The organism is Streptomyces sp. NBC_00647 (assembly GCF_045207245.1).
Classification (GTDB): domain Bacteria; phylum Actinomycetota; class Actinomycetes; order Streptomycetales; family Streptomycetaceae; genus Streptomyces.
In genome coordinates this window covers 6,312,174-6,328,492 of sequence record NZ_CP109040.1, presented here as the reverse complement: position 1 = coordinate 6,328,492, position 16,319 = coordinate 6,312,174, and the positions used below count along the sequence as shown (strand labels likewise).

The window sequence follows — 16,319 nt, the reverse complement described above, 5'->3', positions numbered from 1 at the left end:
ACCGGCCCAGGACCGCCATCTCCGCCCCAGGACCGTCACACGAACCCCGCAGGAACCAGGTTTGGGCGCGCCGGGGCCGCACCCCGCCTCCGGCGCACCCACGTCCCGGTCTACGCCCGTCCGCGCGCCCTGCGCGACACCACCGCCCGCAGCACACGTCGCCCCTCCGTCGACGCGTCCAGCGCGAGCCGCAGTCCGCCCGTGCCGTGTTCCGCGAGCAGTTCCAGGATGGCGACCTGACGGCGCAGCTCGGCGGCCACGAGCGGGGACATGCCCTCCGTACGCCCCTCGCGGCGGGCCGTCACGCAGGCCTCGGCGTCGTCGGCGTGGTCGAGGAACCGGTGCACCTGAAGCGCCGCCACCGAGCAGGCGTCCGCCCAGGCACGGAGTTCGTCCCCGGAGGGCTCCGCGGGGACGGCGTCGAGCATGCGGCGGGCGAGTACGGCGGCCTGGTCCTCGTCGGTCACGGCCGGCTCGGGGTCCTCCGCGTCCAGCTTGGCGCGCGCCTGCTCCAGACGCGTTCCCCACTCGGCCCAGGTGTCCGCCTCCGCGAGGCTCGCCCACAGGGGCCGCAGGACATCGTCGTCTCCGCCCAGCAGCGGTACGCACCGATCCAAACAAGCCAGACCGCTCGCCGCCAGACCTCGCTCGTCCGCCTGAGCGATCAGTTCCACCAGACTCATCACGACTCCCTCGAAATGCCTCGACAGGGCGCCCTTGCCTCACGGAGCCCGCACTTCCCCTTACTGCGTGCAACGGTCCAGGAGTGTCACAGTGGGACCACCCCGAGCCGGTCGAGGAACTGGAAGAACAGGTTTTCGGCCAACGGATCGGGCTCGGCTCCCAGCACGTCGAGGAGCGGCCCGACCGCCACGGAGCGCCCCGCCTCGGCGGCCCAGGCGACCGCGCGCTCGGCCGCGTCGGCCGGCTCCAGGAAGTAGTCGTCGACGCCCAGTCCGTCCTCGGCGCCCTCGAGGTAACCGGCCATCACGGCCCGTGCGAGACAGGTGGTCCACGCGCCGCCCGACGGCGCCGCCGCCTCGACGGCCACACAGGCGCTGTCCATGACGTATCCGAAGAGGGCGGGCGCGCCGGTCTCCCGGGCGAGCGCGTTCATGTTCCCGATCCCGCCGTCGCCGCTCGCGTACTCCCACACCTGCCAGCCGCCGGGCGCCGTGGTCCGCGCCACCAGGCCCGGCGCCCCGGCCAGCGCGATCGTCTCCGCGAGCGGTGCCTCGCTTCTGCCCACGACGTAGTAGCCCCAGTAGCCCATACCGGTTCCCCCCGGGTGTGTCGGTTCGGCGGCTGGGGCCGAATACACCACAGGGGTGCGGGGGTTGGCCAGCGAAACGGACGAATCGGCGCGCGTCAGGCGCCGTGCGCGCCCGGGCCCTCGTGCGCCTTCAGGTCCTGCATGCGGGTCAGCTTCAGCACGACGAGGATCGCGAAGCCGGCGGCCACGATGTCGAAGAGGTCGGCGAAGATGACCTGGCCGACGGCGTCCTGGATCTCCTGGGCGGTCTCGGCCTTGCGGTACGCGGTGAAGCCGGCCCGGTCGGCGATCAGGCCGATGATCCAGAAGGTCCACCAGGTGTTGACGAGCCCGTGTCCGCTCCGGGCGCCGGCGGCGCCGCTCGCGTCCCAGATGTCCAGCATGATCCGGCGGGGGAACCACAGGTTCACCACCGGGACGAACCAGCCCCAGCCCGCCCAGTTTCGGGACTTGGTGTGCCCGAACGGGTTGAAGACCTCGGCGTTGACGCGGACCCGCAGGAACCAGATCAGATAGACGACGACGGCCGCCACGAGCGTCGCCGTCTGCGCGTACCCGGCGGCGGCGTAGAGCGAGTCCGCGTGACCGGCCCGCCGCTGAACGGCGTCACCGACCTCGCCGTCCGCGAGGGCGCCCGTCACCTCGAACATCGTGTTGTCCGCCCAGAGCGCGAAGAGGTCGGCGGCGATCACCAGGCCGAGCAGCGCGGCGGTGGCCTTTCCGAGGGCGACCGGCGAGCGCAGCCAGGCAGCGCCGTGCGGCGACGCGAGCGGCGGCAGTGGCGCCTTGAGGTGGGGCGCGACGGGCCCCTGCGGCATGGGCTGCGGCGGGACGGGTCCCTGCGGTGGCGGCATGGTCATGAAAACCCCCCAGACGCGCCGTCACCGAGGTGACGACACGGGAAACCGAGCGCACCCCTCTTCAGGGGTCACGCCCGGCATACGAACAAGTATCCGGAAGATACGGTTCGGCGCGCCGCCGCGTCCAGCCCGTTCCCGACGCGCCGGCCCCGGCTCAGCCGAGCCGGTTCGCGAGCGTCCTGAACTCCGTCCAGGACAGGGCCGGCTTGCGCGGATCCCACAGCTTCTGGGTCAGGGCGCGCAGCGGCATGCGGATGCCGGCCGCGACCTGGTCCTGGGTCTGCGAGCCCGCGAGGTCGCACCAGACGGCGAAGGACGCGCCGAGGATCTGGGGGTCGTACTTCACGGGGACCGGTGTCGTGCCGCGCAGGACGAGGGGGGTCCACTGCTCGTAGATGCGCTGACCGGTCGGGTAGACGAAGGTCTGGGGCTCGCCGAGGACGTAGTAGAGGAACTCGTCGTTGTAGTTGATGACCTTGCGGCCCGTGCTCAGGTACGCGACCGGCGGCCGGGCCCCGATCTCCTTGCCGGTCCAGTACGCCACCTGGAGATCGCTGTTCGCCTGGACCGTGCCCCCGCTGAAGATGCCGTCGTTCCAGACCCGCGCCGTCCGGTCGTGCCCGTGGATCACCTTGGCGCGGTCGTTCAGCCAGCCGGTCGCGAGGTCGGCGACGCTCGCGCCCGCCCCGTACGTGTTCCGGGCCGCGGTGGCCAGCTGCGGGAAGGACGCCGCCGGGTTCGCCACCGTCAGGGCCTGGTACTCGTCGCCGCCGAGGTGCCAGTAGGCGCCGGGGAAGAGGTCCGCGTACTCGTCGAGCAGCTCGTCGACGATGTTCGCCGCGGCCGGCTTGGAGATGTCGACGGCGCCGCGCGTGGGGACCCCCGACACATTGCGCAGCTGGAGGTCGGGGTGCGCCGCGATGACCGCGCCGAGGTGTCCCGGCGAGTCGATCTCGGGCACGACGGTGATGTGCCGGCTCGCCGCGAGGGCGAGGATCCTGCGCACCTCCGCCTTCGTCAGATGCTGCTGCGACACGATCTCGGGGTGCGTGTCGGACTGGATGCGGAAACCCTGGTCGTCGGAGAAGTGCAGGCCGAGCTGGTTGTACTTCAGGTCCCCGAGCTCGCGCACCCGGTCCTCGATCCAGGCCGCCGTGAAGTGCTTGCGCGCGATGTCCAGCATGAACCCGCGGATCGGCTTCGCGGGCCGGTCGCGTACGACGCCCTCCGGCGCCGTACCGCCGCCGTGCACCTCTTGTTTGAGGGTGCGTGTGCCGTAGAAGACACCGGTCTCGGCGGGCCCGGTGATGGTGGCCCGGCCGTTCTTGACGGTGAGGGTGTACGACTCCGGGCCCGCGCTTCCCTTGTCGAGGCCCAGCGCGACATCGCCGGCCTTGGCGGCCGTCTTCCCCGCGTACTTCAGCTTGAGCTCACCGGCGAGCAGCTTGCCCTCGTCGGCGAGGCCGTCGTTGTTCACGACCACCCGGGCACCGGCGGCCGGCCGCCAGCCGGGGCCGCGGGCCGCGGTGTGCTCCCGTACGGCGGGGATGGTCGAAGGGGCCCGGGAGAGGGCGTAGCTCCGGCTCGGTGAGGGACTGGCGGCGGGCGACACGCCGGCGGTCACGGCCTTCGACCGGTCACCGGCAGGCACCCGCGCCCCGGCCGGCTGCCCGTCGCCGCCGGGCCAGACCGCCACGGCCACCGCGACGACGCCGGCGACCGCCAGACCGCCCGCGGCGAGCCCGGCCCGGCCGGGCCGCCCGGTCTGCCATGTGCGCCGCCGCGGCGCCCGCCGCCTGCCACCACTCACTCCGCAACCCTCATTTCGCCGCGCTCATCCCGCCACACTCATGACGCCGCGCTCATGGCGCCACACTCATCCGCCGCGCTCAAGGCGCCGCACTCATGTCGCCAACCGGGGGTCCGTTCCCCCATCCAGGTGTACTCCTCCATCGCGAAGTCCACCTCTCCACCCCTCCGCACCACCGCGAACTCTGCCCCGACCGTCACCGCGACCGTCCACCGCACGCTCCGAAACTCTCCCGTGCGGGTGAAATCCGGGCATCCGTCGGACAGCTCTCGACCCACCTCGATAGCGTGAGCGGCACACCTTTCACTTCTCCCCCTGCCGAAACACACGTACCGCGCGCACGTCACGCTCACGAGACGTCGCGCGTTTCCATCCCACCGCCGAGGACCCACGCTGACGTCGCACCGTCTCCCACGCCTCCCCGGCCAGGTCGCCCTCCCCGAGCAGAAGAGCGCTGCGCCGTCCCCGGCCCGCCTCGACGGATTCAACTCCGCACCCGTCGATGTGGTCACCCGCTCCCTGCTCACCTGCTGCCGCAGCCTGCGCTGGGCCCATCGCCTGGCCGACCACCGCCCCTACCCAGACCTCGGCTCCCTGCTGGCCGCGGCCGACGAGGCGGCGTACGACCTGACCTCGGCCGACGTGGCCGAAGCCCTGGCCGGCGAGTCGCTCACGCCACTCCCGGACGGCGCGTACTCCGCCGCCCACACCGCGCTGAGCGCCGCGCACGCCGCGTACGAGAGTCGATTCGGGCATGTGTTCGTCATCTGTCTGGACGGATTCGCCGCCGGCGAAGCCCTCGACCAGGTGCTCGCCGGCATACGGTCGCGGCTGACGCACGACCCCGAGGAAGAACGGGTCATCACCGCCGACGAACTGCGCAGACTGGCGCGCGGCCGGCTGGCCCGACTCGTTCGCCAGTTCGCCGACGAACCGCGACCCGCCGACATCAGGCGCCCGCAATAGCCCGAACGTGCCTGATTGATTGCCAGTTTGATCACATTGATAGGGCCGCTGTAAGCGTTCCGACAACACGTCGCTACGATGGCCGGGGCCGGTGGACCGTACCCGGCCGGGCCCGTCCGACAGAGAAGCCGGCGCGGCCCCAATCCCCGCTCCCGGAGGGTTCTTCCGTGCCGGCTGGAACGCTGTACCGCGGCCGGGAAGGAATGTGGTCCTGGGTGGCTCATCGAGTCACCGGCGTCCTCATCTTCTTCTTCCTGTTCGTACACGTCCTGGACACCGCTCTCGTCCGTGTCTCCCCTGAGCAATACGACAAGGTCGTGTCCACGTACAAGACGCCGATCGTCGCGCTGCTGGAATACGGCCTCGTCGCCGCCATCCTCTTCCACGCGCTCAACGGCCTGCGTGTCATCGCCGTCGATTTCTGGTCCAAGGGCCCGCGCTACCAGAAGCAGATGCTCTGGTCCGTCGTCGGTATCTGGGTCGTGCTGATGGCCGGGGCCCTGTACCCCGTCCTCGGTCACGCATTCCGCGAAGTGTTCGGGAGCTGACGCAGATGTCCACTACTGACACCGCCGCTTCCGGCATCGGCCCCGTCGAGGGCGCCGGAAAGTTCTCGGCGTACAGCGTCGACAACCCGGCCCCGTTCATCGAGGCCCCCCGCAAGCGCACCAAGAAGACCCCGAAGTCCACCCGTGGCAACTTCGAGATGTACGGCTGGCTCTTCATGCGCCTGTCCGGCATCGTCCTGGTCGTCCTGGTCATCGGCCACCTGCTCATCCAGCTCGTCCTCGACGGCGGCGTGTCCAAGATCGGCTTCGCCTTCGTGGCCGGCCGGTGGGCGAACCCGTGGTGGCAGGTCTGGGACCTCGCGATGCTGTGGCTCGCCATGCTGCACGGCGCCAACGGCCTGCGTACCGTCATCAACGACTACGCGGAGCGCGCGGGCACGCGCCTCTGGCTGAAGGGCCTGCTGTACACCGCCACGGTGTTCACGATTCTGCTGGGCACGCTGGTGATCTTCACCTTCGACCCGAACATCCGCTAGGCACGGGGCTGAGGCAACCACTCATGAAGATCCACAAGTACGACACCGTCATCGTCGGCGCCGGCGGCGCCGGCATGCGCGCCGCCATCGAGGCGACGAAGCGCAGCCGCACCGCCGTGCTGACGAAGCTCTACCCCACCCGTTCCCACACGGGCGCCGCGCAGGGCGGCATGGCCGCCGCACTCGCCAACGTGGAAGAGGACAACTGGGAGTGGCACACCTTCGACACGGTCAAGGGCGGTGACTACCTGGTCGACCAGGACGCCGCCGAGATCCTGGCGAAGGAGGCCATCGACTCGGTCCTCGACCTGGAGAAGATGGGCCTGCCGTTCAACCGGACGCCCGACGGGACGATCGACCAGCGACGCTTCGGCGGTCACTCCCGCAACCACGGCGAGGCCCCGGTCCGCCGGTCCTGCTACGCCGCGGACCGCACCGGTCACATGATCCTCCAGACGCTGTACCAGAACTGCGTCAAGGAGGGCGTGGAGTTCTTCAACGAGTTCTACGTCCTGGACCAGCTCATCACCGAGGTCGACGGGGTCAAGCACTCGGCGGGCGTCGTCGCCTACGAGCTCGCGACCGGCGAGATCCACGTCTTCCAGGCGAAGGCCGTGATCTACGCGTCCGGCGGCACCGGCAAGTTCTTCAAGGTGACCTCCAACGCGCACACCCTGACGGGTGACGGCCAGGCGGCGGTCTACCGTCGCGGGCTGCCGCTGGAGGACATGGAGTTCTTCCAGTTCCACCCGACCGGCATCTGGCGCATGGGCATCCTGCTGACGGAGGGCGCCCGCGGTGAGGGCGGCATCCTCCGCAACAAGGACGGCGAGCGCTTCATGGAGAAGTACGCGCCGGTCATGAAGGACCTCGCGTCCCGTGACGTCGTGTCCCGCTCCATCTACACGGAGATCCGCGAGGGCCGCGGCTGCGGTCCCGAGGGCGACCACGTCTACCTCGACCTCACGCACCTCCCGCCGGAGCAGCTGGACGCCAAGCTGCCCGACATCACGGAGTTCGCGCGCACCTACCTCGGCATCGAGCCCTACACGGACCCGATCCCGATCCAGCCCACCGCGCACTACGCCATGGGCGGCATCCCGACGAACGTCCAGGGTGAGGTCCTCTCGGACAACACCACGGTCGTTCCGGGCCTGTACGCCGCCGGCGAGGTCGCCTGTGTGTCGGTGCACGGCGCCAACCGTCTCGGCACCAACTCGCTGCTCGACATCAACGTCTTCGGACGCCGGGCCGGCATCGCGGCCGCGGAGTACTCGGCGAAGGCCGGTTACGTCGAGCTTCCCGAGGAGCCGGCCTCCCAGGTCGTCGCCCAGGTCGAGCGCCTGCGCAACTCCACGGGCACCGAGCGGGTCGCCGCGATCCGCCTGGAGCTGCAGGAGTGCATGGACGCCAACGTGATGGTGTTCCGCACCGAGCAGACGATCAAGACGGCGGTCGAGAAGATCGCGGAGCTGCGTGAGCGCTACCTGAACGTCTCGATCCAGGACAAGGGCCGGCGGTTCAACACGGACCTCCTCGAGGCCATCGAGCTGGGGAACCTGCTCGACCTGGCCGAGGTCATGGCCGTCTCCGCGCTCGCCCGCAAGGAGTCCCGCGGCGGTCACTACCGCGAGGACTACCCGAACCGCGACGACGTCAACTTCATGCGCCACACCATGGCGTACCGCGAGGTCGGCGACGACGGCGCCGAGTCGATCCGTCTCGACTACAAGCCGGTCGTCCAGACCCGCTACCAGCCGATGGAGCGTAAGTACTGATGGCTACTCCCACCCTGGACAAGGCGGACGCGGCCGGCACACCCGAGCCCGGTTTCGCCGACTCCCCGTACATCACCGCCACATTCCGCATCCGCCGGTTCAACCCGGAGATCTCGGCCGAGGCGGTCTGGGAAGACTTCCAGCTGGAGATCGACCCCAAGGAGCGTGTCCTCGACGCGCTGCACAAGATCAAGTGGGACCAGGACGGCACGCTCACGTTCCGCCGCTCCTGCGCGCACGGCATCTGCGGCTCGGACGCCATGCGGATCAACGGCAAGAACCGTCTCGCATGCAAGACGCTGATCAAGGACCTCAACCCTGAGAAGCCGATCACGGTCGAGGCGATCAAGGGTCTGACGGTCCTGAAGGACCTCGTGGTCGACATGGACCCGTTCTTCCAGGCGTACCGCGACGTGATGCCCTTCCTCATCACGAAGGACACCAACGAGCCGACGCGCGAGCGTCTGCAGTCGGCCGAGGACCGCGAGCGGTTCGACGACACGACGAAGTGCATCCTGTGCGCGGCGTGCACGTCGTCCTGCCCGGTGTTCTGGAACGACGGCCAGTACTTCGGCCCGGCGGCCATCGTGAACGCCCACCGCTTCATCTTCGACTCGCGTGACGAGGCGGGCGAGCAGCGCCTGGAGATCCTGAACGACAAGGACGGCGTGTGGCGCTGCCGCACGACGTTCAACTGCACGGACGCCTGCCCCCGAGGCATCGAGGTCACGAAGGCGATCCAGGAAGTCAAGAGGGCGCTGATCACTCGGCGGTTCTGACCCCGTTCCAGTACATCAGCGATGGCCCCGTTCCCCGGTGGGAGCGGGGTCATTGCCGTGTACATGCTGTGCAGCGGGGGAGGTTGGCGGCATACTCGACCCACACGTGCGGCTTGGGGGGGCGCGATGAGTGGGCTGAGGGGGCGGCTTGTCGTTCTCAGCCGCATCCTGGTGGCGCATCCGACCGGCAGACGAAGAACCGACAGCACCGCCAAGGGTGTGCCCGACCCCGAACAGGGCAGTGGCGAATGGGTCTTTCTTTGTCTGGTCGACCCGTGCCAGGAAGACCTCGCACGACGTGCGCGGCTGCAACCCGCACCACGGCCATGTCCCCGGCACGGGAAACTCCACCCGGTGTACCTGCCCGGTCCGCCCGCTCCTCTCGAGCCGGAGCCCGTCTCCGCCGGGCTCTATATCTACGTCTGCAGGGACCGCGGCTGCCTGCGACGGCCTCGGCGGTCGCGCGTACTCCTCCCGAGGGAGCCGGGATGCGACAGCCCCAGGCACTCGGGTGGCTCCGTGAAGACCGTACTTGCCGTGAAGCCGAAGCAGCAGGGGGCGTAATGCTCGGTGGACTCGCCCAGGCGGGGACGAAAGCGCTCGGCGGCGACCGCTTCAGCCTCCTGAGCGTGCTACCGGGCGCCATCGTCGTCACGACGGTCAGCGTTCTCGTGGGAGCACACGCCTACGACCCCGGTAGGGAGATGGACCTGGGGGATGCCCTCCCCGCCGACCACAAACTCGTCACGCTCGGGTTCGCGGCGGTGGGGATCTTCCTGGGCGGGGTGCTGCTGCGGCCGTTCGAAATGGCCCTGATCCAGCTCTTGGAGGGCTACTGGCCTGAGGGTTCCCTGCGCGGGCGGGTCCGCCCACTCGCCGTGGAACGGCACCGGCGCCTCCGCGACCGGGCGGCGGCCCTCGAAGAAACCAGGGCCGTCCTCCCGCCGGAACCCTCGTCCCTCACCCAACTTGCCCGCTTCCACCGGGCGTTGGCCCGAGAAGGCCGAATCGTGGAACGGGCCCGGCGCAGAGGTGCCAAATACTCCCGGGACAACAGCGAGCTCATGCCCACAGCCCTCGGCAACACCCTCAAGAGCATGGAGGAGCGGACCGGGCGCCGTCACGGCATCGACGTGCTGAGCGCCTACCGCCGTATCTACCCCTCCGTGGCACCGGAGTTCCGTCAGGCCGTCGAGGAACAGCTCGACCTCATCTCCGTCACCTCGTCGCTGTGCCTGGCGTTCGGAGCCGTATCGCTCGCGGCCTCGCCACTGATCCTGCGCTTGAGCTGGTGGACTCTCGTGGTGCCCGCCGCCATGATGGCTTCGGCGCTCGCCTACCGGGGTGCGCAGAAGGCGGCCCAGGATCACGAGGAGCTGCTCAAGGCGGTGTTCGACGTGCACCGTTTCGATCTGGCCGCCGCCCTCCACTACGAGTTGCGGACGACCGCGGCCGAGGAGCGGGAGCTGAACAGCCGCATCACGGCCTTCCTGATCGGCAACGAGCCCCTCGCCGATCACGACAGCCTCAAAGACGAGCCTCTCACGCACCCGGAAAACACACCGCCCCGGCCGACACCCCCCTGACGGACCGTCACGCCGGATCCAGCAGGACCGCTCCGCCGGCACCGACCAGGCTGATTTCCACACGTCGGTCGAGCGCCGAGGAGGTCCGCATCTCGTACGCGGGAAGGTTGGCGAACACGGGAACCCGTTCGGCCAACGACGTGCCGAACGTGTGGATGTGCCCGGCCAGAACCACCGCGCACTCCGGCCCCAGCACGAACTCGACCCGGCCGAACAGCACCGTCACGTCCGCGTACAGCACACAGAGCTCCCCGGCGTCGGAGTCCTGCGGGAACACCGCCTCCGAAAGGTCCACACGCAGCGTCCCGAAGACCGATCGAGCCACGATTCGCCGTACGTTGGCCTCTGTCGGCAACAGCTTCGCGTCCGCCGGGATGAACAGACTCCCATAGCGTCGAACCGGGATCAGGACCTCGTCGGCGGTCACGGTCGAGCGGCTCAGCGCGATCAGCGCACCAAGCACGATCACCGCGAGAGGCACCACCCTGCCCTGCCACATGCTGCCGAACCGGTCCTGCCCCGCGAGGGCCCACCCGCCGCCGGCCAGAAGCAGGACGAAGGGGCCCAGCGCGGTGCCCTTGGGAAGGGCAGTACGGACGATGAGCCACACCGCGAAAGCCATCAGCAGGTACGGCGCGGCCACCAACGTCAGCCGCGCCCCGGATCGCACGGCCTCGGGCCCTCCGAGCAGCCATGCCGTGCCGACCACCACCATCAGCAAACCAAAGGCTGTTCGTACGCGGCCCACCGGCTCCCCTCCCCACCATCAGCCCGCAGCGTACTGAAGCTTCATGAAGGGTCAGTCGGTGGGCAGCCCACGAAGCGCTTGCAGGTCACAACTGACTGAGGATCGCGGGATCCGTGATCCGCAGATCGTCCGCCAGCAGCATCGCCTTGCTGAGGATCACCGCCAGCATCCGGTCCCCCTCGAAGGGGAGATAGCCGGTCTGGGGGCTTCCCGTGCCGGACTTCGGGACGATGCACAGGTACTGGTCGTTCGGGCTCATCAGGATGTTGCCCGAGCCCAGGTGGATCCGGTACGTGTGGCGTTCGCCCTTCACGTGCAGGAAGCGGCCCTCCAGTGAGCAGCGGTCGGCTATCGCCAGGCGGGGGATCAGACGGTCGAGGAGGGTGCGACGGGTCTGTGCGGTCTCGGTCAGTTCGCCGAAGCCGTACGAGGTCCAGTAGTCCTGGAAGCGACCGCCGGGGCCGCCGTCCTGCCAGGCCGGGTCGTTGCCGACACTGGCGACTCCGACGAACAGGTCGACGTCGCGCAGGACTTCGGAGAGGACGAGGGGCGGGATCGCGGTGAGGGGCAGGGGGTCCACCGGGTCCTCGCCGTCGCGCAGTCGCATGCGGTACTCACCGCCGTAGCAGTGCGCCGAGTTCTCGGGGGCGTCCAGCGGATAGAAGCGCACCTGGTCGGTGCGCAGCCGCAGATAGCTGCCGGACTCGGTGGTGTCGTCGCCGTACTCGCCGTCGCCCTCGATCCAGTACTCGGCGCGCAGGCCCCACCGGGGCAGTTCCCGGGTGGCCGGGGGCGCCTCGTCGTCGACGCAGAGGCGCAGCTTGTTGCGCCAACCCCTGATGGCGGCGAGGGAGTTGAACTGGTGCTGGCGCACGAAGTGTGCGGCGAAGCGGTTCGAGTACGTGCCCGTCGCGCGCTCGGCGTCGGTGAGGAGGTACACCTCGCGGTGGGCCTGCTTGAAGGGCTGGGTGATCTCGTGCCGCTCCAGCCAGTCCCGCCAGGCGACGACCTCGGCGGGCTCACGCTCGACGGGGTGCCAGAGGGCGACCTCCTCGCCTCCCTTCACCGGGTCGTCGGTGAGGGTGGACAGCTCGCCGTTCGCGAACCCCACCGGTGTGCCGTCGACGGTCCACAGGAGCCGGCGGGCGAGGGTGCCGACGAGCGGGTGGTCGAGGCAGCGCTCGCGCCAGGTGTCGTACGCCCAGGTGCGCCGGGCGAGGAACTGCCGGTCCAGGCGCTCGGCCTGCGCCGACAGCATCCTGTCGATGTCCTTGACCGCGGCTTTCAGATTCTTGAGCTCCTCGGCATGGTCGCGGCGCACGGCGGCGGGCACGCTCTTGACGGCCTTGCCGGTCGCGTTGCGCCAGCTCAGCACGGCGCGTGACCCCTGGACCTCGACGAGGGCGGTCACCTCTCCGAGGTCGTGACGGGCTCGCCCCACCTCGCCGAGTCCGTACGCCGGGACGGCCAGTTCCTCGATCTCCTCCCGGCTCAGCCCGAGGGCGGTGGCCCGCGCCTGAAGCGCGCCGTCGAGGAGCTTCGCCGTGTTCTTGTACGTCACCCGGGTGGCGAGTCTGGCCAGTTCGGCGAGGGCGGACTCGCCGCCGAGTCGGGACAGCGCGAACACGGCGGCGTTGGCGACCTTGGGGTTGCGCGGGCCGAGTCCCGCGACCTTCTTCAGGGAGGTCTCGACGAGCGCGCCGAGGGCCCGGGCGGTGGCGGGGTGGGGCGGCAGGAGGGAGACCAGCCAGGCCAGGCCGCGCAGGGCGTTGGCGTTGTAGGGGTCGTAGACGGTGTTGACGTCCGCCCCGTACCCCGGTCCCTCCAGCGGGAGGGTCCGGGGGCGGCCGACGAGGGCGAGCCAGGACACCGCGGCGGCGCGGACGCTGTCGTCGCCGAGGGGTCCGACAAGGGTGCGGGCCCGCTTGTCCCACCTGGCGGAGGGCTTGGAGGCCGTGGCGGCCGTCAGGTGGGCCAGCAGGGCCTGCCAGTCGGGGGCGGAGCCGTCCTGCATGGCCTGCTCGGCCCATTCCTCACCGACGTTGAGGACGGGTTCCGTGACCTTCTTCATCAACTCCACGACGTACTCGGGGTGGTAGGCGTCCACGCCCGCGCGGCGGAACGCCGCGACGACGGCGGGAGCCAACGGACGGCCGGCCGCCAGCTCGGCCTCGGCCAGTACGTCCATCCGCGCCCCGTACCCGTAGCCGTACTGCCGGCCGAGGCCGTCGAGGTACTGCCGCCGCTCGGCGGCGAGCGGGTCCTCGGGAAGACCGCGGGAGACGACACCGAGCAGGGTCAGCACGTTGAGCCGGGCGACCGATGCGCTGCCGACCGAGTGATAGCGCTCCACCAGAGCGCCGGCCAGCCTCGTCCGCTGCTCGGCGGACAGCGTCCCCAGCGCGTCGAGAACCTCGTCCCAACCCCCGCCCCAGTGGTTTCTGTTGGCCACGGCGATCTTGAGGAGCTCGGTGGCGAGCTCTCCCATGGTGCCCTCGGCCACCCGATCACGGATCCGCTGCCCCCACCGCCCGGTGCCGCCCATCGTCATCCCCCGACCAGCGGGACGAGCTTGAGGAAGGTGACCTCGGTGCCCAGGGCCGGCTCGATCTCCTCGTCGAGGCCGGTCACCTGGCGCTCCCCGACGAGCACCAGAAAGCCGTTCCCCGCGAAGGCCTTGAGCGCCAGCTCGCTCTGCGCCTCGGGGTCTATCCGGCGGGGCGTGCGCAGCGCGTAGCCGTTCAGCACCCGCTCGGTGTCCTCCGGCTGCACGAGTCCCTGGAACACCCCCGGCGTCCGCGCGTTGTACTCGGCGACCTCTTGGAAGACCCGGCGCCGGATCAGCTCGCGCAACGCGAGCCGCTCCTCGGCGATCTCGATCCCCCAGCCCGCGCCCCGGTCCCCACTGGTCGTCTCGTCGACGAACATCACCATTCCCATGCCCACGACAGTACGAGCCACCACTGACAACAGGTCATCGAGCTCCGTCCCCTCGCACCCGACGTGCCGGGCACCGAGCCCGCGCCGGTCCGGCGCGGGCTCGGTGCCCGGGCTCGACTCCCCTCAACGGGTGATCACATGTTCGGCCCGCGGTCGGGCCCGCCCCACCCGTCCCCGGCAGTCCCTAATCTGATGGCATGTCAGATGACGTGTCATACGAGCTTCTCGGACTCGACAACGTGCTGCTGCCCGTCGGGAACCTCGGCGAGGCCGTGGGCTTCTACGAGCGTGCGGGGTTCCCGCCGGCCTTCCGCCTCGACGAGGCCGGCATCGCGGTGCTGAAGGTCGGCAAGGAGACGCCGGGCGTGCTGCTGCGACTGGACGACGAGCTGAGCCACCGGCCGCCGCCGTGGGCGTCGCCACGGCTGTGGCTGGAGGTGGCGGACGCCCGGGCCGCGGCCCGCTCGCTGGCCGCCGCCGGCATCACGCCCCTCGACGAGCCGTTCTCCGGCGCCACCGGCTGGACCGTCGAGATCGCCGACCCCTGGGGCAACGTCATCGGCCTGACGGACTACTCCAAGCGCCCCGAACTGGCCCGCAGGGCCCAGCGGTAGCCCCGGCGGCCCCCACGCGCCCGCCTCTGGACGGCATGCGGCGCGAGCGCCGGGGGCTCCCTCGCGAGATCCGACTTGAACATGTTCAAAAGGAGGTCTACATTCATCCCAGACAGCGTTTTGAACGCGTTCAAGAAGGGGTGGGGACATGGACCTCACGGTCGTCGCGTACGTCATCTATCTGCTGGTCAGCATCGCGCTGACGGTCTGGGTGGCACGCACGCTGAGCCACAACGGGCGGATCTTCCTGGCGGACGTACTGCACGGGAACGAGAAGCTCGCCGACGCGGTGAACCATCTGCTGGTGGTGGGCTTCTACCTCGTCAACCTGGGCTTCGTCGCGCTCTATCTGCACCAGAGCGACGAGATCTCCAACGCCCGCGAGATCTTCGAAGCCCTGTCGACCAAGCTGGGCGTCGTCCTGCTGGTGCTCGGGGTCATGCACCTGGGGAACGTGTACGTGCTCAACAAGATCCGGCGGCGGGGTGTCATGGAGCGGGAGCAGATGCCGCCGGTGCAGCCGACGGACTGGATCGCCCCCGTGGCCGGGGCGTGAGACCGATGGCCGGCATCTCAGCCACCCGGGACCGGGGCGCCGCGCGCGTCCCGGTCCTCGGGCTCACCGTCCTCTACGACGCGCGCTGCTCGCTGTGCGCCTTCCTGAAGCACTGGCTCGCCCGGCAGGCGCAGCTCGTCCCGCTCCGGTTCGTCCCCGTGGGTTCCGAAGAGGCCCGGCGGCGCTTCCCGCGCCTCGATCACCGCGCCACCCAGAGCGAGATCACCGTGGTGGGGGACGGCGGACAGGTGTACCAGGGAGCCGCCGCCTGGGTCGTCACCCTGTGGGCGCTGCGCGAGTACCGGGCGCTGGCCCATCGGCTCAGCACCCCCACGGGTGCCAGGCTGGCGAGGGGCGCGGCCCTCGCCGCCGCCAAGTGGCGCGAGGCCCAGGCGTCCGAACGATGGGGCGGTGGCGCTTACCACTGGGGCGACGGGTGGAGCTACGACCCGACCGCCGGGTGGACGTTCGTACCCCCCGCCTGCGACAGCGGCGAATGTTCCACCGCTCCCACTCGTTAGGCTCGTCCCGTGCCAGCACCGACAGACAGCCCCGGCCCCATCGGGTCCTCCGAGTCCTCCCGTGCCTCCGAGCCCTCCGCGCCTTCCGTCCCGGCGGACAAGGAGGCGGCGAAGAGCCCCGCCAAGAGCGAGCAGACCCGGGCCCTGATCCTGGAGACGGCGATGCGCCTCTTCCAGGAGCGGGGGTACGACAAGACGACAATGCGGGCCATCGCCAAGGAGGCCGGGGTCTCCGTCGGGAACGCGTACTACTACTTCGCCGGCAAGGAGCACCTGATCCAGGGCTTCTACGACCGGATCGCCGGCGAGCACCAGGAGGCGGTCCGCGAGGTGCTGGACCGCGAGACTGACCTGGAGGCCCGGCTGGGCGGCGTCCTGAAGGCGTGGCTGGACATCGCCACGCCGTACCACGAGTTCGCGGTGCAGTTCTTCAAGAACGCCGCCGACCCGGACAGTCCGCTCAGCCCCTTCTCCCCCGAGTCGGAGCACGCGCGTATGGAGGCCATCAGCGTCCACCGGGAGGTGCTGGCCGGGGCGAAGACCAAGGTGCCGGAAGAACTGCGCGACGTGCTGCCCGAGTTGATGTGGCTCTCCCAGATGGGGCTCGTCCTGTACTGGGTCTTCGACCGTACGGAGGGCCGCGAGCGCAGCTACCGGCTCGCCGAGCGCGGCGCGCGCCTCACCGCGCGCGGCGTCTCCCTCTCCCGGTTCCGTCTCCTGCGGCCCCTCGTCCACGAAGTGCACGAACTGTTCACGGACTTCCTGCCCGGGATGACGAAGGCACTGCCCGACCCGGCCAAGAAGAAGGGGTGAGGGGTGCCCGCCGGGCGAACACCCCTTGCC

The 16,319-nt window shown here is 70.1% G+C and carries 17 protein-coding genes; 10 read left to right on the top strand and 7 right to left on the bottom strand.

What is annotated here, in order from left to right; genetic code table 11:
* Positions 1-110 precede the first annotated feature (110 nt).
* The 4 genes from OG788_RS27905 to OG788_RS27890 form a co-directional block, all read right to left on the bottom strand.
* Positions 111-683 carry a hypothetical protein gene (locus OG788_RS27905; RefSeq protein ID WP_351551333.1) on the bottom strand — a complete coding sequence of 191 codons (573 nt, stop codon included), beginning with the start codon at positions 681-683 and terminating at the stop codon, positions 111-113.
* An 86-nt stretch (positions 684-769) separates the two neighbouring features.
* Complete coding sequence (locus OG788_RS27900; protein ID WP_351551336.1) at positions 770-1,273, bottom strand: hypothetical protein; 504 nt, start codon at positions 1,271-1,273, stop codon at positions 770-772.
* A gap of 95 nt (positions 1,274-1,368) precedes the next feature.
* Positions 1,369-2,133 carry a DUF4328 domain-containing protein gene (locus OG788_RS27895; RefSeq protein ID WP_406374194.1) on the bottom strand — a complete coding sequence of 255 codons (765 nt, stop codon included), beginning with the start codon at positions 2,131-2,133 and terminating at the stop codon, positions 1,369-1,371.
* Between the two features lie 154 nt (positions 2,134-2,287).
* Complete coding sequence (locus OG788_RS27890; protein ID WP_406374192.1) at positions 2,288-3,943, bottom strand: family 20 glycosylhydrolase; 1,656 nt, start codon at positions 3,941-3,943, stop codon at positions 2,288-2,290.
* A 393-nt stretch (positions 3,944-4,336) separates the two neighbouring features.
* Here OG788_RS27890 and OG788_RS27885 point away from each other — a divergent pair, with 393 nt between their 5' ends.
* The 6 genes from OG788_RS27885 (at position 4,337) to OG788_RS27860 (ending at position 10,097) form a co-directional block, all read left to right on the top strand.
* Positions 4,337-4,909, top strand: coding sequence for a 2-oxo-4-hydroxy-4-carboxy-5-ureidoimidazoline decarboxylase (locus tag OG788_RS27885; RefSeq protein WP_406376867.1), 573 nt, complete (start codon positions 4,337-4,339; stop codon positions 4,907-4,909).
* 167 nt (positions 4,910-5,076) lie between these two features.
* Positions 5,077-5,457 carry a succinate dehydrogenase, cytochrome b556 subunit gene (sdhC, locus tag OG788_RS27880; RefSeq protein WP_351551342.1) on the top strand — a complete coding sequence of 127 codons (381 nt, stop codon included), beginning with the start codon at positions 5,077-5,079 and terminating at the stop codon, positions 5,455-5,457.
* Between the two features lie 5 nt (positions 5,458-5,462).
* Positions 5,463-5,954 carry a succinate dehydrogenase hydrophobic membrane anchor subunit gene (locus OG788_RS27875; protein ID WP_351551345.1) on the top strand — a complete coding sequence of 164 codons (492 nt, stop codon included), beginning with the start codon at positions 5,463-5,465 and terminating at the stop codon, positions 5,952-5,954.
* A gap of 23 nt (positions 5,955-5,977) precedes the next feature.
* Positions 5,978-7,732: a succinate dehydrogenase flavoprotein subunit gene (gene sdhA / locus OG788_RS27870; RefSeq protein WP_406374189.1), complete on the top strand. Its 1,755-nt coding sequence runs from the start codon at positions 5,978-5,980 to the stop codon at positions 7,730-7,732.
* A complete protein-coding gene (locus OG788_RS27865) occupies positions 7,732-8,511 on the top strand; it encodes a succinate dehydrogenase iron-sulfur subunit (protein WP_406374188.1) in 780 nt (259 codons plus the stop codon). Before sdhA ends, OG788_RS27865 begins: the two co-directional genes overlap by 1 nt.
* A gap of 563 nt (positions 8,512-9,074) precedes the next feature.
* Positions 9,075-10,097: a hypothetical protein gene (locus tag OG788_RS27860; RefSeq protein WP_406374187.1), complete on the top strand. Its 1,023-nt coding sequence runs from the start codon at positions 9,075-9,077 to the stop codon at positions 10,095-10,097.
* 7 nt (positions 10,098-10,104) lie between these two features.
* Here OG788_RS27860 and OG788_RS27855 read toward each other — a convergent pair whose 3' ends face one another.
* From OG788_RS27855 to OG788_RS27845, 3 genes are all read right to left on the bottom strand, one after another.
* Complete coding sequence (locus OG788_RS27855) at positions 10,105-10,812, bottom strand: hypothetical protein (protein WP_406374185.1); 708 nt, start codon at positions 10,810-10,812, stop codon at positions 10,105-10,107.
* Positions 10,813-10,930: 118 nt separating this feature from the next.
* Complete coding sequence (locus OG788_RS27850; RefSeq protein ID WP_406374183.1) at positions 10,931-13,390, bottom strand: DUF4132 domain-containing protein; 2,460 nt, start codon at positions 13,388-13,390, stop codon at positions 10,931-10,933.
* A gap of 2 nt (positions 13,391-13,392) precedes the next feature.
* Entirely contained in the window at positions 13,393-13,785 is a 393-nt protein-coding gene (locus OG788_RS27845; RefSeq protein WP_406374182.1) for a hypothetical protein, read from the bottom strand.
* A 197-nt stretch (positions 13,786-13,982) separates the two neighbouring features.
* Here OG788_RS27845 and OG788_RS27840 point away from each other — a divergent pair, with 197 nt between their 5' ends.
* The 4 genes from OG788_RS27840 (at position 13,983) to OG788_RS27825 (ending at position 16,289) form a co-directional block, all read left to right on the top strand.
* Positions 13,983-14,399: a VOC family protein gene (locus tag OG788_RS27840; RefSeq protein WP_351551371.1), complete on the top strand. Its 417-nt coding sequence runs from the start codon at positions 13,983-13,985 to the stop codon at positions 14,397-14,399.
* A 148-nt stretch (positions 14,400-14,547) separates the two neighbouring features.
* Positions 14,548-14,955 carry a hypothetical protein gene (locus tag OG788_RS27835; protein ID WP_406374180.1) on the top strand — a complete coding sequence of 136 codons (408 nt, stop codon included), beginning with the start codon at positions 14,548-14,550 and terminating at the stop codon, positions 14,953-14,955.
* A 5-nt stretch (positions 14,956-14,960) separates the two neighbouring features.
* Complete coding sequence (locus OG788_RS27830; protein ID WP_406374179.1) at positions 14,961-15,476, top strand: thiol-disulfide oxidoreductase DCC family protein; 516 nt, start codon at positions 14,961-14,963, stop codon at positions 15,474-15,476.
* Between the two features lie 162 nt (positions 15,477-15,638).
* A complete protein-coding gene (locus tag OG788_RS27825; protein WP_406376866.1) occupies positions 15,639-16,289 on the top strand; it encodes a TetR/AcrR family transcriptional regulator in 651 nt (216 codons plus the stop codon).
* Positions 16,290-16,319 lie beyond the last annotated feature (30 nt).

What these genes read in the sequence shown, in the direction of transcription:
- sdhA (WP_406374189.1), top strand. Translation starts at nt 5,978, where the DNA reads ATGAAGATCCACAAGTACGACACCGTCATCGTCGGCGCCGGCGGCGCC.
- OG788_RS27825 (WP_406376866.1), top strand. Translation starts at nt 15,639, where the DNA reads ATGCGCCTCTTCCAGGAGCGGGGGTACGACAAGACGACAATGCGGGCC.
- OG788_RS27855 (WP_406374185.1), bottom strand. Translation starts at nt 10,812, where the DNA reads ATGGTGGTGGTCGGCACGGCATGGCTGCTCGGAGGGCCCGAGGCCGTG.
- OG788_RS27875 (WP_351551345.1), top strand. Translation starts at nt 5,463, where the DNA reads ATGTCCACTACTGACACCGCCGCTTCCGGCATCGGCCCCGTCGAGGGC.
- OG788_RS27900 (WP_351551336.1), bottom strand. Translation starts at nt 1,273, where the DNA reads ATGGGCTACTGGGGCTACTACGTCGTGGGCAGAAGCGAGGCACCGCTC.
- OG788_RS27830 (WP_406374179.1), top strand. Translation starts at nt 14,961, where the DNA reads ATGGCCGGCATCTCAGCCACCCGGGACCGGGGCGCCGCGCGCGTCCCG.
- OG788_RS27865 (WP_406374188.1), top strand. Translation starts at nt 7,732, where the DNA reads ATGGCTACTCCCACCCTGGACAAGGCGGACGCGGCCGGCACACCCGAG.
- OG788_RS27895 (WP_406374194.1), bottom strand. Translation starts at nt 2,133, where the DNA reads ATGACCATGCCGCCACCGCAGGGACCCGTCCCGCCGCAGCCCATGCCG.
- OG788_RS27835 (WP_406374180.1), top strand. Translation starts at nt 14,548, where the DNA reads ATGGACCTCACGGTCGTCGCGTACGTCATCTATCTGCTGGTCAGCATC.
- OG788_RS27905 (WP_351551333.1), bottom strand. Translation starts at nt 683, where the DNA reads ATGAGTCTGGTGGAACTGATCGCTCAGGCGGACGAGCGAGGTCTGGCG.
- OG788_RS27860 (WP_406374187.1), top strand. Translation starts at nt 9,075, where the DNA reads ATGCTCGGTGGACTCGCCCAGGCGGGGACGAAAGCGCTCGGCGGCGAC.
- OG788_RS27845 (WP_406374182.1), bottom strand. Translation starts at nt 13,785, where the DNA reads ATGGGAATGGTGATGTTCGTCGACGAGACGACCAGTGGGGACCGGGGC.
- OG788_RS27840 (WP_351551371.1), top strand. Translation starts at nt 13,983, where the DNA reads ATGTCAGATGACGTGTCATACGAGCTTCTCGGACTCGACAACGTGCTG.
- OG788_RS27850 (WP_406374183.1), bottom strand. Translation starts at nt 13,390, where the DNA reads ATGGGCGGCACCGGGCGGTGGGGGCAGCGGATCCGTGATCGGGTGGCC.